This is a genomic window from Pseudomonas abietaniphila (assembly GCF_900100795.1).
GTDB lineage: Bacteria > Pseudomonadota > Gammaproteobacteria > Pseudomonadales > Pseudomonadaceae > Aquipseudomonas > Aquipseudomonas abietaniphila.
In genome coordinates this window covers 250,733-266,161 of record NZ_FNCO01000011.1, presented here as the reverse complement: position 1 = coordinate 266,161, position 15,429 = coordinate 250,733, and the positions used below count along the sequence as shown (strand labels likewise).

The 15,429-nt window shown below is 61.8% G+C and carries 12 protein-coding genes; 8 read left to right on the top strand and 4 right to left on the bottom strand.

The window, feature by feature from the left end:
• From BLS87_RS21500 to BLS87_RS21490, 3 genes are all read right to left on the bottom strand, one after another.
• On the bottom strand, window positions 1-285 hold a 285-nt coding region (locus BLS87_RS21500; RefSeq protein ID WP_167362090.1), incomplete at its 3' end, for a pyridoxal-phosphate dependent enzyme.
• Between the two features lie 815 nt (window positions 286-1,100).
• Entirely contained in the window at window positions 1,101-2,141 is a 1,041-nt protein-coding gene (locus BLS87_RS21495) for an AraC family transcriptional regulator (RefSeq protein ID WP_074755383.1), read from the bottom strand.
• A gap of 3 nt (window positions 2,142-2,144) precedes the next feature.
• Window positions 2,145-3,296 (bottom strand): nitrilase-related carbon-nitrogen hydrolase, encoded by a 1,152-nt coding sequence (locus tag BLS87_RS21490; RefSeq protein WP_074755381.1) that lies wholly within the window; start codon window positions 3,294-3,296, stop codon window positions 2,145-2,147.
• Between the two features lie 233 nt (window positions 3,297-3,529).
• Between BLS87_RS21490 and BLS87_RS21485 the strand changes: the two genes are divergently transcribed.
• The 5 genes from BLS87_RS21485 (at window position 3,530) to BLS87_RS21465 (ending at window position 10,990) form a co-directional block, all read left to right on the top strand.
• Window positions 3,530-5,569 (top strand): NADPH-dependent 2,4-dienoyl-CoA reductase, encoded by a 2,040-nt coding sequence (locus tag BLS87_RS21485; protein WP_074755379.1) that lies wholly within the window; start codon window positions 3,530-3,532, stop codon window positions 5,567-5,569.
• Between the two features lie 150 nt (window positions 5,570-5,719).
• The gene (locus BLS87_RS21480) at window positions 5,720-6,625 is read left to right on the top strand and encodes a 1-aminocyclopropane-1-carboxylate deaminase/D-cysteine desulfhydrase (RefSeq protein WP_074755377.1); all 906 of its coding nucleotides are present in this window, start codon (window positions 5,720-5,722) and stop codon (window positions 6,623-6,625) included.
• A gap of 279 nt (window positions 6,626-6,904) precedes the next feature.
• Entirely contained in the window at window positions 6,905-8,245 is a 1,341-nt protein-coding gene (locus BLS87_RS21475; RefSeq protein WP_074755375.1) for an MFS transporter, read from the top strand.
• Window positions 8,246-8,500: 255 nt separating this feature from the next.
• A complete protein-coding gene (locus BLS87_RS21470; RefSeq protein ID WP_083370727.1) occupies window positions 8,501-9,706 on the top strand; it encodes an MFS transporter in 1,206 nt (401 codons plus the stop codon).
• Window positions 9,707-10,990, top strand: coding sequence for an arsenic transporter (locus BLS87_RS21465; protein WP_074755372.1), 1,284 nt, complete (start codon window positions 9,707-9,709; stop codon window positions 10,988-10,990).
• On the opposite strand, the gene BLS87_RS21460 is transcribed toward BLS87_RS21465, so the two are convergent.
• Entirely contained in the window at window positions 10,953-11,951 is a 999-nt protein-coding gene (locus BLS87_RS21460; RefSeq protein WP_074755370.1) for a DUF1853 family protein, read from the bottom strand. The two genes, BLS87_RS21465 and BLS87_RS21460, sit on opposite strands and share 38 nt — an antisense overlap.
• Window positions 11,952-12,681: 730 nt before the next feature.
• Between BLS87_RS21460 and BLS87_RS21455 the strand changes: the two genes are divergently transcribed.
• Genes BLS87_RS21455 through BLS87_RS21445 form a run of 3 tightly spaced genes read left to right on the top strand, consistent with a single transcriptional unit; the run spans window position 12,682 to window position 15,412 of the window.
• Entirely contained in the window at window positions 12,682-13,572 is an 891-nt protein-coding gene (locus BLS87_RS21455; protein WP_062380689.1) for an NAD(+) kinase, read from the top strand.
• Complete coding sequence (locus BLS87_RS21450; protein WP_074755368.1) at window positions 13,572-14,543, top strand: metallophosphoesterase; 972 nt, start codon at window positions 13,572-13,574, stop codon at window positions 14,541-14,543. Before BLS87_RS21455 ends, BLS87_RS21450 begins: the two co-directional genes overlap by 1 nt.
• Window positions 14,540-15,412 (top strand): rhomboid family intramembrane serine protease, encoded by an 873-nt coding sequence (locus BLS87_RS21445; RefSeq protein ID WP_074755366.1) that lies wholly within the window; start codon window positions 14,540-14,542, stop codon window positions 15,410-15,412. Before BLS87_RS21450 ends, BLS87_RS21445 begins: the two co-directional genes overlap by 4 nt.
• The last annotated feature ends 17 nt before the right edge of the window (window positions 15,413-15,429 follow it).

Below are 15,429 nucleotides of genomic sequence, written 5' to 3'. Positions count from 1 at the left end.
CGTCGCCGACACACCCAGGGTCTTCGCCGCCAGCGCCAGGCCTTGCGCGTGGTTGCCCGCCGACGCCGTGACCACGCCCCGCGCCAGCTCTTCCGTGCTCAGTTGCGCCAGCTTGTTGTAGGCGCCACGAATCTTGAAGGAAAACACCGGCTGCAGGTCTTCGCGCTTGAGCAGCACCTGGTTGCCCAGCCGCTCGGACAGCTGACGAGCACCGTGAAGCGGGGTTTCCACGGCCACGTCGTAGACGCGCGAGGTGAGGATTTTCTTGACGTACTGATTGAGCAGATCGCCATGGCCCCGTGTTTTTTCGAGCATCGCGTTCATCGTGTCGGCCTCGTCGAAACGGCGGCGATGATCAGACGTGGCGAGAAGACGGCGAGGGAAGGGCGGATGATGATCATGTCTGACTCCTGGTTCGAGGTTTGGGGCCCGGGAGACAGAGAGAAAAAACCCGCCTCTAGGGCGGGTTCGGTGCAAACGTCGGCTAACCCGCCATGACTGGAATGGCGGTAATAATTATCTGGCCGAAGAAATGCTGGGTAACGTTCATGGCCTGAAGACTATGGCGAACACGATACGGACGTCAAGGGCAGGTTCCTGTAGGCGCGCGGCTTGTCCCGCGATCTGCCGGGAGCCGGCAGCAAAAATGATTAAGTGCGATCTGCCAGATACACCGCGTTTCCCAGTGCACGACTGCTGCGCAGCCGATCGCGGGACACGCCACGCTCCTACAGATGCGTGACCCATGGACGTAGGAATTTCCTGACCACTTGCACGAATTCTCGTCGTGAGCTAAATATCACCCTTATGGCGACGGACCGCGCCCTAGAGCCCTGACAGGGATGTGCCGGTAAATGCTTCCGCGTTCACCTCGTCTATTGTTCAAGAAGCGTTCATTTATCCTTCATGACGGCACTTTAGGGTGAAGGTCGTGGTCATTGAAACCATTCGCTGAAACGACAAAAGACGATCAAGACGAAAGAGAACAGCCACGAGGGCATGAGTGATGGACGATTATCAAGAAGAACTACTGGAATATCAGGCTTACGAGCTGGACCCGCTTGAACCTGCCGACGACGCTACCGAGCTTTAAGCATCGCTCAGGCTGAATGACGTTGGCTGCGGCGGAACTCTCCCGGGGTCTGACCGTTCCAGCGTTTGAAGGCGCGTTGAAAAGCTTCGGCTGACGCAAAACCCAGCAAGTAAGCGATCTCGCCAAAGGCCAGTTCCGTGTCACGGATATAGGTCATTGCAAGGTCGCGCCGAGTGTCATTGAGAATCGCGCGAAAGCGCGTGCCTTCTTCCGCCAATTTGCGGCGCAGGGTCCAGGTGGGCAGCTTCAGTCGTGCTGCCACTTCCTCCAGATCCGGCTCTCTCCCGCCATTCAACAACGGTCCCAGCAACTGAGTGATGCGCTCACGCAGGCTGCGGGTGCGGGTGAGTTGTTCCAGTTCCCGCTCACACAGCTGCAGCAAATGCCGCCACGTGCCCGGGACATGATCCGGGTTGCGCAGCCCGAGCACGCTCTGGCTCAGGCGCAATTGATTGACGCCCGCTGCGAAACTCACGGGGCCCTCGCACAGTGCGCCATATTCATGGGCGTAGGCCGGGGCGTCGAATTCGATCTCGATCTTTTCGGCAAGGACTTCTGTGCCCGCCAGGGTGGAGAGCTGATGCAGCCAGCCCGCCAGAATCGAATCCACGACAAAACGGTTGTAGTCGTTATAAGGACTGATGGAATAGAAGCGCAGCCAGGCCCCTTCGCTGTCTTCGTGAAAGCTCGACTGCCCCCGATAATTGGAGCCGTACAACGGCTCGAAACGGATCAATGTCCGTGCCGCCTCTCTCACCGTGGGCGCCTGAGCCGCGGTCACACCGGCCAGTCCCGCCTGACTCAAGCGGCTTGAACGCCCCATGCGCAATCCCAGGGCAGGCGTGCCGGTCAGTTGAATCGCTGCATGGCCCAGGCGCATGTAGCGCGGGATCGAGAGTCTGGCGCCCACATCCGCCAGCCGCGCCGGGTCCAGACCGAATTGATCGAGCAGTGGTTGCGGGTCGTGCCCCAGGTGACGGATGGCATCGGCCAGGCCATGCACAAAGCCGACCGACAGATCACCGAGGCGTACCCGGGGCGCGGTCATCTGTCACAACCACAGGTTGATCAGGCGCGCCCCATGCCCGGGCTTGGCGCCTTTGGGAGCTGCGCTGATGGACGGCTCGGCGATGCTCTGGCCACCCCGGCTGGCGAAACTATGACCGGCACTGCCTTGATCCCAGAACTGGCCGCGCATGAACACGCTGATGCCGGCCTTGGCATTACTCAGGGGAGAAAGGGTCAATCGGCGCCACGCCTCGCCCTCGGTCAAAGGCTGCTGGCCCAGGTTCAGATGCGCCGTCAGTGTCTCGTGTTTCTCTTCACGCCAAGGTTCCGACCAGCCGCCATTGCCCGCGACAAACGCGGGCACGGCGATCAGTTCGGCACCGCGTTCGTTCAGGCGGGTGTAGTTGTCCGGGTACCAGCTGTCGCTGCCGATCAGGGTGGCGAGGCGGCCGGCCGGGGTATCGATGACGTTCAGTCGGGCGTCTTTGTCGGCACGGATATAACCGCGCTGGTACACGTTCGGGAAGAGCTGTCGCTGCGGTTGCCCCATGGGCAGTCCGTCATGGCCAAACACCAGGCTGCTGTTGTACAGCGCACCGGTGCCCACCTGCAGTTTCCCGTCCTGCACTTGCGGATTGGGCAGAATGATCGACCCCGCAACCAGCGTCACGCCAAACTCCTTGGCCAGACCGCCAAACACGCTTTGATAATCCTGCGCCATGCTGCGCGACTTCATGCGCAGGTGCACGTCATCCAGCCAGCGCTCCCCACGGGCATGGAGGGCCGCATCGAGGAACAGCAGCGGGTTGCTGAACGACAGCCAGTTCATGGCCTCCTCAATGGTCGTCGCCTGGTAGAACTGCGTTTTTTCGTCGACCGCGAACAGCCACGTGCCGATGTGCTCGGGCAGCACCACAATGGTTTTGTCATTGAGTAAGCCCCGGTCACGGGCCTGTTCCAGGTAGGCGGCGAGTTTACGATGCAGCCGTTTCACGCTTGAGTAATCGGAAGGGAAGAGCTCGGGCTGAATCCCCAGCAGATTGCCACGTTGACCGGGCTGGCCATCATTGATGACCACCTGTATTCGCAAGTCGGTCAGGTAATGGCCGACGCGACGCTTGCTCGTCCACAAACCATAACTGACGAGAAGGATCGCCAGCACGACCGCGATGAGTGAGCCGAGAACTTTACGCATGGGAGGATAAAACGAGCCTGAACCAGAATGCCGTCAAGGGTAGGGCGCGACGCAAGCATTGCCAAGGGGGATGGTGCGCATTTGGATCAATAACTTGTCACTTTCGGTCATTGAGCGTGACTCAATGGCTGTTTACTGTCTGCGTCATGAACAGGGCTGTCTTGAAAGTCCTGATGACTTCGACGAGCGCCATAGAGTGCTCGCGTCCCGTGATGATGCTCGATGGAGTTTTTATGGCCGCCGCACACTACCCGCACTTGCTGGCTCCCCTGGATCTGGGCTTCACGACGCTGCGCAACCGCACGCTGATGGGGTCCATGCACACCGGCCTCGAAGAGAAGCCGGGCGGCTTTGAACGGATGGCCGCCTACTTTGCCGAGCGCGCGCGTGGCGGTGTCGGTCTGATGGTCACGGGCGGTATCGCGCCCAATGCCGAAGGCGGGGTCTATTCGGGCGCTGCCAAGCTGACCACACCCGAAGAGGCTGATCACCATCGCATTGTCACCAAGGCCGTCCACGAGGCCGGTGGCAAGATCTGCATGCAGATTCTGCACGCGGGCCGCTATGCCTACAGCCCCAAGCAGGTAGCGCCCAGCGCGATTCAGGCGCCGATTAACCCGTTCAAGCCCAAGGAACTGGATGAGGAAGGCATCGAGAAGCAGATTCAGGACTTCGTGACCTGCGCGACCCTGGCCCAGACCGCCGAGTATGACGGCGTCGAAATCATGGGCTCGGAAGGGTATTTCATTAACCAGTTCCTCGTAGCACACACCAACCACCGGACCGACCGTTGGGGCGGCAGCTACGAAAACCGCATGCGTCTGCCGGTGGAAATCGTGCGTCGGGTACGCGAGGCGGTTGGCGCGAACTTCATCATCATCTACCGGTTGTCGATGCTCGATCTGATCGAGGGCGGCAGCACCTGGGAAGAAGTGGTGCAACTGGCCAAGGCGATCGAACAGGCGGGCGCGACCCTGATCAACACCGGCATCGGTTGGCACGAAGCGCGTATTCCGACCATCGCTACGAAGGTCCCGCGTGCGGCGTTCGCAAAGGTCACCGCAAAAATGCGCGGTTCGGTGTCGATCCCGCTGATCACCACCAACCGCATCAACACGCCGGAAGTCGCTGAACAGGTGCTGGCCGAAGGCGATGCCGACATGGTGTCCATGGCGCGTCCGTTCCTCGCTGACGCCGACTTCGTCAACAAGGCTGCGGCCGGTCGCGGAGACGAAATCAACACCTGCATCGGCTGCAACCAGGCCTGCCTGGATCACACCTTCGGCGGCAAGCTCACCAGTTGCCTGGTCAACCCGCGTGCGTGTCACGAGACCGAGCTCAACTACCTGCCGGTCAAGCAGATCAAGAAGATCGCGGTGATTGGCGCCGGTCCGGCGGGGCTGGCAGCCGCCACCGTTGCGGCGGAGCGCGGGCATGCAGTCACGCTGTTCGACTCGGCCAGCGAAATCGGCGGGCAGTTCAATATCGCCAAACGTATCCCGGGCAAGGAAGAGTTCTACGAAACCCTGCGCTATTTCGGTCGCAAGCTCCAGACCACCGGGGTCGATGTGCGCTTGAACACCCGTGTCGCGGTCGACGATCTGGTGGGCAAGGGGTACGACGACGTCATTCTTGCGACCGGGATCGCTCCGCGGACGCCGGCGATTCCGGGCGTCGACAACCCCAAGGTGCTGAGTTATCTGGACGTGATTCTCGGGCGCAAACCGGTTGGCAAATCGGTAGCGGTGATTGGCGCAGGTGGCATCGGGTTCGACGTCTCCGAGTTCCTCGTGCATCAGGGCGTCTCCACCAGTCTGGACCGCGACGCGTTCTGGGAAGAGTGGGGCATTGATGGCGCGTTGTCGGCGCGCGGCGGTGTCGCCGGGATCAAACCTCATCCGCATGCACCCGCGCGTCAGGTGTTCCTGCTGCAGCGCAAGACCTCGAAGGTCGGTGATGGGCTGGGTAAAACCACTGGGTGGATTCATCGCACGGGATTGAAGAACAAGCAGGTTCAGATGCTCAACAGCGTCGAGTACCTGAAGATCGACGATGCCGGATTGCACGTTCGCATCGGCGCGGAGGGTGAAGAAAAGTTGCTGCCGGTGGATAACGTGGTGATCTGCGCAGGCCAGGACCCGCTGCGTGAACTCTACGACGGCTTGCAGGCGGCAGGTCAGAGCGTGCACCTGATTGGTGGCGCGGACGTCGCGGCTGAGCTCGATGCCAAGCGCGCGATCAACCAGGGCTCGCGACTGGCGGCAGAGTTGTAAGGGGCGAATGCCCGTTTCACCCTGTAGGAACGACTCCCCGGTCGCTCCTGCAGGTTTCGGCGATCGTGGGATCAAGGCGGAAAGGTCAGACCCCGGCAGGGCTCTGTTGCGGTGGTAAACTCCGCCTTCTTTGATTGATCAACGATCCCCATGCTTCCTCCCGCCCCGTTGCATCTCCTCAACCTCGGTTGGCTTCGTGCCGCCCGCATCGAGGTCGCCATCCTGCGTCTCGACCAGATCGACCCTCTGATCAGTGGCAACAAATGGTTCAAACTGAAACACCATCTGACGGCCGCCAGACAGGCGGGCGCTGAAGGCGTGATCAGTCTTGGTGGCGCGCATTCCAATCACCTCCATGCACTGGCCGCGGCGGGGAAGCGGTTTGGCTTTTCAACGGTCGGGCTGGTGCGCGGGCATCCGGTGCAAACGCCGACGGTGCTGGACGTGCAGGCGTTCGGCATGGCGCTTCACTGGCTGGGCTATGGCGGTTACCGCGCTCGGCATGAGCCGGATTTCTGGGCGCCGTGGCGTGAGCGTTATCCACAGCTGCATCCGGTTCCAGAAGGCGGCGGCGGACTGGACGGCGCATTGGGCTGCGCCGAGATCGTGAGCCAGGCGCGCAGCCAGCTTGGCGCCCTCGGTTGGGAGGACTACGACGGCTGGTGGCTGGCCTGTGGCACGGGAACCACCTTGGCGGGTCTTGTGCTTGCTGAGTCCGATGAGCATGAGGTGTTCGGCGCGATGGCGGTGCCCGAGGGGCATGGCGTTGCGCAGAACATTCAGGCCATCCTTGGCGGTTCACGCGGTCGGCGCTACGAATTGCTCGATGCCAGCCGAGGTGGCTTTGCCAAAGTCGATCCCGAGCTGATGACGTTCATGGCCGAGTGTGAACAGCAGAGTGGTGTCCCGCTTGAGCCGCTGTACACCGGCAAGGCGCTGTTGGCGCTGCGGCAGGCGGTCGATGCCGGGCGTTTTGCCCCAGGCGCCAGACTGATCTTTGTTCACACCGGTGGGCTTCAAGGTAAAGCAGCGTTGGTTGCTGCAAACGGGCGCTGATTCGAACGACGACCATCACCCTGAGGGAGCGAATTCATTCGCGAGAGGCCGGGCATCCAGGCATCTGTCTCGGATTGACCACCGCACCGCGAATGAATTCGTGCCCACAGGGTTTGCGTACGGCGGACGCCTGCAGTGAATTGGCCGATCCTTGGCACGAATCCTGCGGACCAGACACCTCGACAGGTCGGTCCTGAGTATGTCGGCGACACTTCTGGAGTAAGGCCGCTCAGGCGCTGTACCGATAATCGGATCTTTCCCACGTGTGCCGAGGTTTGCATGATCACTCCAGCCATTGAGCAGGTTGACCCTGCCACTTTGAGAAAAGTCATCGTTGCGGCCGGGATCGGCAATTTCGTCGAATGGTTCGACTTCGCCGTGTATGGGTTTCTCGCGACCACCATTGCCCAGCAATTCTTCCCCAGTGGCGATGCCAGTGTGGCGTTGCTCAAGACCTTCGCGGTGTTTGCCGTGGCCTTTGCTTTCCGTCCGTTGGGCGGGTTGTTTTTCGGCATGCTCGGCGACAGGATCGGCCGCAAACGCACGCTGGCGTTCACCATTCTGCTGATGGCCGGGGCGACCACGATCATCGGGCTGCTGCCGACCTACGCGGCCATTGGTGTCACGGCCCCCATTTTGCTGACGATCATTCGCTGTGCTCAAGGTTTCTCGGCCGGTGGCGAATACGCCGGTGCCTGTGCCTATTTGATGGAACATGCCCCACGGGGAAAACGCGCGTGGTACGGCAGTTTCGTGCCCGTTTCGACCTTCTCGGCGTTCGCCGCAGCGGCCATTTTCGCTTACGCGCTGGAGGCCTCGTTGTCTGCCGACGCCATGAGCAGTTGGGGCTGGCGTCTGCCGTTTCTGGTCGCCGCACCGCTGGGGCTGGTCGGTCTGTACTTGCGCTGGAAGCTTGACGAAACCCCGGCGTTCCAGGCGGTCACTGAGGAACACGCCGTGGCGCATTCGCCGCTCAAGGAAACTTTGCGCAATCACGGTGCGGCGATCTGCGCCCTGGGCGCGTTCATTTCGCTGACGGCGCTGTCGTTCTACATGTTCACCACCTACTTCGCGACTTACCTGCAAGTGGCCGGCGGTTTAAGCCGGGCGACCGCGTTGCTGGTGTCGCTGATTGCCTTGTTGTTCGCTGCGGCGATGTGTCCGGTGGCCGGCGCGTTTTCCGACAAGGTCGGGCGTCGGGCGACAGTCATCAGCGCGTGTGTCCTGCTGGCGGTGATGGTGTATCCGTCGTTCCTGATGGCGAGTTCCGGCTCGTTTGCAGGCTCGATCGTCGGGGTGATGCTCTTGGCGACCGGCGCCGTCCTGTGCAACGTGGTGACCGCAGCGTTGCTGTCGGAGACCTTTCCGACACGCACGCGCTACACCGCCTCGGCGATCACCTACAACATGGCGTACACGATCTTCGGCGGCACTGCGCCGTTGATGGCGACCTGGCTGATCGGCGTGACCGGCAGCAATCTCTCGCCCGCGTTTTACCTGATCGTGATCGCGCTGTTGGGGCTGGTCGGTGGCTTGGCATTGCCCGAGACCTCGAAGGTCTCGCTGCACGACGTGGACGGCAGCCTGGCCAAGCGTCCGGGGATGCAGCCCGCTGTCTAGGGCTTTGGCCGTCCCTGTGGGAGTGAACGTGCTCACGAAAGCCGGGTATCAGGCGATGAAGAGGCGGCGGATGCACCTGCCTCTTCGTGAGCACGCTCACTCCCACAGAAGACGTTGATGAGGTGAGCCCGGCAAACTCGCAACAAAACATGGCATCACTGCCCCAAAAAATGGCACATTGGCGGCCCTTTATGCCGCCGACATCCTTTGTCATCGTTTCGCGTGCGGCGCTCAACCGTCCGATGGATGAACCCGATGGCCGTTACCAGCCCCTCGACCGCGACCCCCGCGACCTCTCAATCCAGCCCGCTGGTCATGCGCATCATTGGTGCGGTGGCGCTGGCGCACCTGCTCAATGACTTGATCCAGTCGATCCTGCCGTCGATCTACCCGATGCTCAAAGCGTCGTACGGCTTGAGTTTCACCCAGGTGGGCCTGATTACCCTGACGTTTCAGGTCACCGCTTCGTTGCTGCAGCCCTGGGTGGGTTATTACACCGACCGTCACCCGAACCCGTTGGTACTGCCCGTAGGATCGCTGTGCATTCTGGCGGGTGTGCTGATGCTTGCGACCGTGGGCAGTTTCCCGTTGATCCTGTTGGCTGCAGGCCTTATTGGCGTAGGCTCGTCGACCTTCCACCCCGAAGCATCGCGCATCGCCCGACTGGCGTCCGGTGGCCGTTTTGGTCTGGCGCAATCCAGTTTTCAGGTCGGGGGCAACAGTGGCTCGGCCATCGGGCCGTTGCTGGCCGCCGCGATCATCATCCCGTTCGGGCAGGGGCATATCGCGTACTTCGGTCTGATCGCGCTGTTCTCGGTGGGGCTGCTGTACGTCATCAGCCGCTGGTACAAAAAGCACCTCGCGCTGTTCAAACTGAAGTCCGGTCAAGCGGCCACTCATGGCTTGTCCAAGGGCCGCGTGACCGGCGCACTGGTGGTGTTGGCGCTGCTGGTATTTTCCAAGTATTTCTACATGGCCAGCTTCACCAGCTACTTCACCTTTTTCCTGATCGATAAATTCCAGCTGACCGTGGCCAGCTCGCAGCTGCACTTGTTCATGTTCCTGGCAGCGGTGGCGGCGGGGACGTTTTTCGGTGGCCCGATTGGCGACAGGATCGGTCGCAAGGCGGTGATCTGGTTCTCGATTCTCGGCGTCGCCCCGTTCACCATCGCGCTGCCGTACGCCGATCTGTTCTGGACCAGCGTGCTGAGCGTGATCATCGGCTTCATCCTCGCTTCGGCGTTCTCGGCCATCGTGGTCTACGCGCAGGAACTGGTTCCGGGTAACGTCGGCATGATCGCCGGGATCTTCTTCGGGCTGATGTTCGGCTTCGGTGGAATTGGTGCAGCATTATTAGGCCACCTCGCGGATCTTCACGGCATCGTCTATGTCTACACGCTGTGCTCATTCCTGCCGTTGCTTGGCATCCTTGCCATCCTGCTTCCGAGACCCCGACGTTAAATGCTCATAGCCGCCCTGATCTTTCTGGTTACCATCACCCTCGTCATCTGGCAGCCAAAAGGACTGGGCGTCGGTTGGAGTGCGACCTTCGGTGCGGTACTTGCACTGCTCTTCGGCGTGGTTCACCTGACTGACATCCCGCAGGTCTGGCACATCATCTGGAACGCCACGGGCACGTTCATCGCCCTGATCATCATCAGCCTGCTGCTCGATGAAGCCGGGTTCTTCAACTGGGCAGCGTTGCACGTCGCGCGTTGGGGGAATGGCAGGGGGCGCTCGCTGTTTGCGTTCATCGTGCTGCTGGGCGCGTTGGTGTCCGCCTTGTTCGCCAACGACGGCGCGGCGTTGATCCTCACCCCGATCGTCATGTCGATGCTGCTGGCGTTGCGCTTTTCACCGGCGACCACGCTGGCGTTCGTCATGGCCGCCGGTTTCATTGCCGACACCGCGAGCCTGCCGCTGGTGGTCTCCAATCTGGTGAACATTGTCTCCGCCGACTACTTCGGCATCGGCTTCAATCGCTACGCCTCGGTGATGGTGCCGGTGAACCTGGTCAGCGTCGCCGCGACGCTGGCGGTGCTGATGCTGTTCTTCCGTCGCGACATCCCCAAGACGTTCGACGCTTCGCAACTGGCCGAGCCCGCATCCGCAATCCATGACCGAGCCACCTTCCTGGCGGGCTGGTGGGTGCTGGTGATCTTGCTGGTGGGGTGTTTTGCACTTGAGCCGTTGGGCATTCCCATCAGCGCGATCTCGGCGGTGTGTGCCGCGATCCTGTTGGGCATTGCCGCCAAGGGGCACAAGATTTCCACCCGCAAGGTGATGAAGGACGCGCCTTGGCAGATCGTCATTTTCTCGCTGGGCATGTACCTGGTGGTCTATGGATTGCGCAACGAGGGCCTGACCACTTATCTGGCCGGTTGGCTCGACCGGTTTGCCGAACACGGCCTGTGGGGCGCGGCGATGGGGACGGGCGTGCTGACGGCGTTGTTGTCCTCGGTGATGAACAACCTGCCGACCGTGCTGATTGGCCTGCTGTCGATCGATGCCAGTCAGGCGCACGGCCCGCTTCAGGAAGCGATGATTTACGCCAACGTCATTGGCAGCGATCTGGGACCGAAGATCACCCCAATTGGTAGCCTCGCGACGTTGCTGTGGTTGCACGTGCTGGCGCGCAAGGGCGTGAGCATCGGTTGGGGGTATTACTTCCGGGTCGGCATCGTGCTGACATTGCCGGTGCTGTTGATCACGCTGGCGGCACTGGTGCTGAGATTGAGTGTGTGACCTCGCCCGCATCGGCGGTGGCGGGCCAGAGGTCCGACACCAGAAACAGCCGCTCGGCCTCTTCCCAATGACCTCCGGGCGTTTCAACCAGGCGAACGAGTAATTGCGCCGGGGCGATTGGCGCGAGTTGTTCGAGCCAGGCCTGAAACTCATCGACGCTCCATGCCTCGTCATACCGCGCCGGCCCCAGCCAGGCATGACGGGGTAGCAGTTGCCAGCGCCCTTCGGGATGTCGGGCGGCGAAGCTCGGCCAGTCCTTTTGGTGCAACCACAGACCGCGCAGATGATCCTGATTGACACCTTCGGGTGAGCCGGCATTGTGGGGCCATGGGTAGAGCAGGTAGCCGCCGAGCCACAGTTCAGCCTTGAGCGGATGGTCGTCCAGCGACTCAATGCCGAGTGCCGCGAGCGCCTGACGACTTTCCTCTCTCGCCGAAATCGGCAGTTGATGCTCATTGAGGTGCGCCAGCTTCAGGTCGAGCCGGTCGTGCGAGCCGGGTCCTAGCCAACTCGCCGGATCTCCACCGTTTCCGTCCTGAGGCCCCAGGTAAAACTTGACCGCCAGTTCGACGTGGTGAACGCCATCCCCGTCGCGCAGCAGCATGTCCAGCTCGCCCAGCGTGCGGCCTTCGACGCGGATCGGCAGGTTGGCGGCGATCAAGTCCACGCCCGGCGCGTGCCGGATTGCGAAATGCCACAGGCGTTCGTAATACAGGCCCAGACGGCGTATCGAGCTTTTCGACAACCAGTCGAGCAATGCGCTGCTGTCGTGATCGAGCGTGCGCATGAAGTTCGCCAACGTGTCGGGATGCCGGACCCAGTCGCTGCCGCTCAACGGGTGACGCTGCGGCCAGTCGGTCACCGCGAGCATCGGTGGCGAAAGAATCGCCCACGCGAGGTCACGTACTTGAGGCGTACGGAGTTGACGGGGCAGGGCGGTGAGGGTGGGAAATGGGGTCATTGGGGGAGAATAGCGGGTGTTGTGGGGCGTGGCACGGTGCAGCTCGGGATTGGGTATATCGTGATTCGCCCGCGCTGAACGGACATCCATGTCCTGGCAGCGCTCTCGCGGCATCCATGCCGCTCGTCCCACTCCACGCCGCCTGCGTTCAGCCTGCACCCAAGTCGCGTTTTGTGGTGTCTGGACTGGCGAGGCAGGAAGATCAAAAGCCAGAGCCAAGAGCAACTGATCGTTCCCACGCAGTCGCAAAACGAGAGTCCTGGATGTCCGCTGTGTTTTTGATTCTGCCGAAGGCGTAGGAGTCCGGCTTGTCCGACGATCTGCCGCGCAGCGGTAGCAAAATCAGGCGACTCGGCTATGCCTGACACTCCGCATGCACAGGTCTTGCTGCCGGTTCCCGGCAGATCGTCCGAGTGCGGCCCAGAGCAAGCGCGCTCCTACAGGGTGGCGTGCAGCAGGTAGATGCACGAATCAAAAATTGCGAAGAGCGTTAGCTCCAGCCCGCGTTCCTCTTGTACGCGACAGTCCAGACACCACAAAGCGCGACTTGGGTGCGGGTACCCGACGCAGGAGGGCCAAGCCAGGAGCCAGAAGGCGGAACGCTTCTGCCGTTAGGCAGAACCCGCTATCAGCGCCAGGTAATCGCGCCGATTACGCTTGTCGGTTTGCCGCCCCCGACCCCTTCGCCCATAATCGCTTTCTTTATGTGCATCGACCCTGCGGGAGCCCCATGGAGCAATTTCGTAATATCGGCATCATTGGTCGCCTGGGCAGTTCCCAAGTGCTCGAGACCGTTCGCCGACTCAAGAAATTCCTGATGTCGCGGCACCTGCACGTCATTCTCGAAGACGCCATCGCCGAAGTGCTGCCGGGGCACGGCATGCAGACCTCTTCGCGCAAGATGCTCGGCGAAGTCTGCGACATGGTCATCGTCGTCGGCGGTGACGGCAGTCTGCTCGGCGCCGCCCGTGCGCTGGCCAAGCACAACGTGCCGGTGCTCGGCATCAACCGTGGCAGCCTGGGGTTTCTGACCGACATCCGCCCTGACGAGCTGGAAGTGAAGGTCGCCGAGGTGCTGGACGGCCATTATCTGGTCGAGAACCGCTTTCTGCTGCAAGCCGAAGTCCGCCGTCACGGCGAAGCCATCGGCCAGGGCGACGCGCTCAACGATGTGGTCCTGCACCCCGGCAAGTCCACGCGCATGATCGAATTCGAAATCTACATCGACGGCCAGTTCGTCTGCAGCCAGAAGGCCGATGGCCTGATTGTCGCCACGCCGACCGGCTCCACCGCGTACGCGCTGTCGGCGGGCGGGCCGATCATGCACCCGAAACTGGACGCCATTGTCATCGTGCCGATGTACCCGCACACGCTGTCCGGGCGGCCAATTGTCGTCGACGGCAACAGTGAGCTGAAAATCGTTGTCTCAAAGGACATGACGATTTATCCACAGGTCTCCTGCGATGGACAGAACCACTTCACCTGCGCGCCGGGTGACACCGTGACGGTGAAAAAGAAACCCCAGAAGCTGCGACTCATTCACCCGCTCGATCACAATTACTACGAAGTCTGCCGGACCAAACTCGGTTGGGGCAGTCGGCTTGGCGGCGGGGGCGACTGATGCTCGATCCCGCGCGTAGCTACGACCTGATCGGTGACGTGCATGGATGTGCCCAGACCCTTGAGCACTTGCTCGACACCCTCGGTTATCGCTATCAGGCTGGCGTCTGGCGCCACCCTGAACGCATCGCCCTGTTTCTGGGCGACATCATTGACCGCGGCCCGCGCATTCGTGAGGCGCTGCACATCGTTCATGACATGGTCGTGGCCGGTCAGGCGTTTTGCATCATGGGCAACCATGAATTCAACGCGCTGGGCTGGAGCACGCCAGCACCGCCAGAAACCGGCAAACAGTTCGTGCGCGAACACACCCCGCGTCATGCCCGTTTGCTGGGTGAAACGCTGGCGCAGTTCGAACAGCACCCCGGTGACTGGAAAGACTTCCTCAACTGGTTCTACGAACTGCCGCTGTTCGTCGATGCCGAGCGTTTCCGGCTGGTGCATGCCTGCTGGGACGCGAGTTTGATCGAACCCTTGCGCAGCGCCCATGGCGATGGCCGGATCGATCAGCATTTCGTTCAGGCGTCGGCGGTGCCGGGCAGCTTTGCCAGCGCGGTGTTCGACCGGCTGCTGCGCGGCACCGATATGCGCCTGCCGCACGGCATGACGCTCACCGGTGGTGACGGCCTGACACGGGCGTCCTTTCGCACCAAGTTCTGGGAGGACGACCCGCAGACCTACGGCGACGTGGTGTTCCAGCCAGATGCGCTGCCAGAGCCTGTCGCCAAACGGCCGCTCTCCGACAGCGAGAAAAATGCCTTGCTGCGCTATGGCGCCGATGAGCCGCTGCTGTTCGTCGGCCACTATTGGCGCAGTGGCGTGCCCGCACCGATCCGTCCGAACCTGGCGTGCCTGGATTACAGCGCCGTGCTGTACGGCAAGCTGGTGGCCTACCGGCTCGATCAGGAAACCCGAATCGATCCCGGCAAGTTCGTCTGGGTCGATGTCACGCGGCCGGAGACTGCCCAATGAATCCGGTTGCGGTATTACGCTTGCCGCTCAACACCGACCTCAGCGGTTTCGTCGAGTTGTTGCGACGCCTCAACGTGCCTCACCGCGTCAGCGAGGAAGCCGGTGAGCAGGTGCTGTGGGTGCCCGACGCGCCGCAGTTGGCCGACGACATTCGTCAGCTGTACGAACAATACCCGCAAGGCGATCCCACCGCTCAGCTGCCACCCGGTCGCGAAGTGGTGGCCGTGACCCGGCCCAGCCCGTTGGTGCAGGTGCGCAGCAGTCCGGTCACCAGCCTCGTGTTGCTGGTGTGCCTGATCGTCGCGGGCGTGACCCTGCTGGGCGACAACTACGAAGCGCTCAGCTGGCTGACCTTCAACGATTTCCGCGTGAGCGGTGATTACGTCATGTTCACGCCGGTCGAGGTGTCGCTGGCGGCGGGGCAGTGGTGGCGTGTGGTTTCGCCGATGCTGATTCACTTCGGCGTGTTGCACCTGGTCATGAACGCGTTGTGGTTCTGGGAGCTGGGGCGACGTATCGAGAGGCGTCAGGGCAGTTGGCACTTGCTGGGTCTGACCCTCGCTTTCAGTGCATTTTCCAACTACGGCCAGTATTTCTGGAGCGGCCCGAGCCTGTTCGGCGGTTTGTCCGGGGTGCTGTACGGCCTGCTCGGTCACTGCTGGATCTTTCAATGGCTGGCGCCCAACCCCATCTACCGTCTGCCGCGTGGCGTGCTGGCCATGATGCTGATCTGGCTGGTGCTGTGCATGTCCGGCGTGATCAGCCTGCTCGGGTTTGGCGAGATCGCCAACGGGGCGCATGTCGGCGGTCTGATCATCGGTTGTGCAACAGGTCTTGTGGGCGGTGCATTAGCGCGCCGTAAACATTAAAATTGCCCGCTTAATTC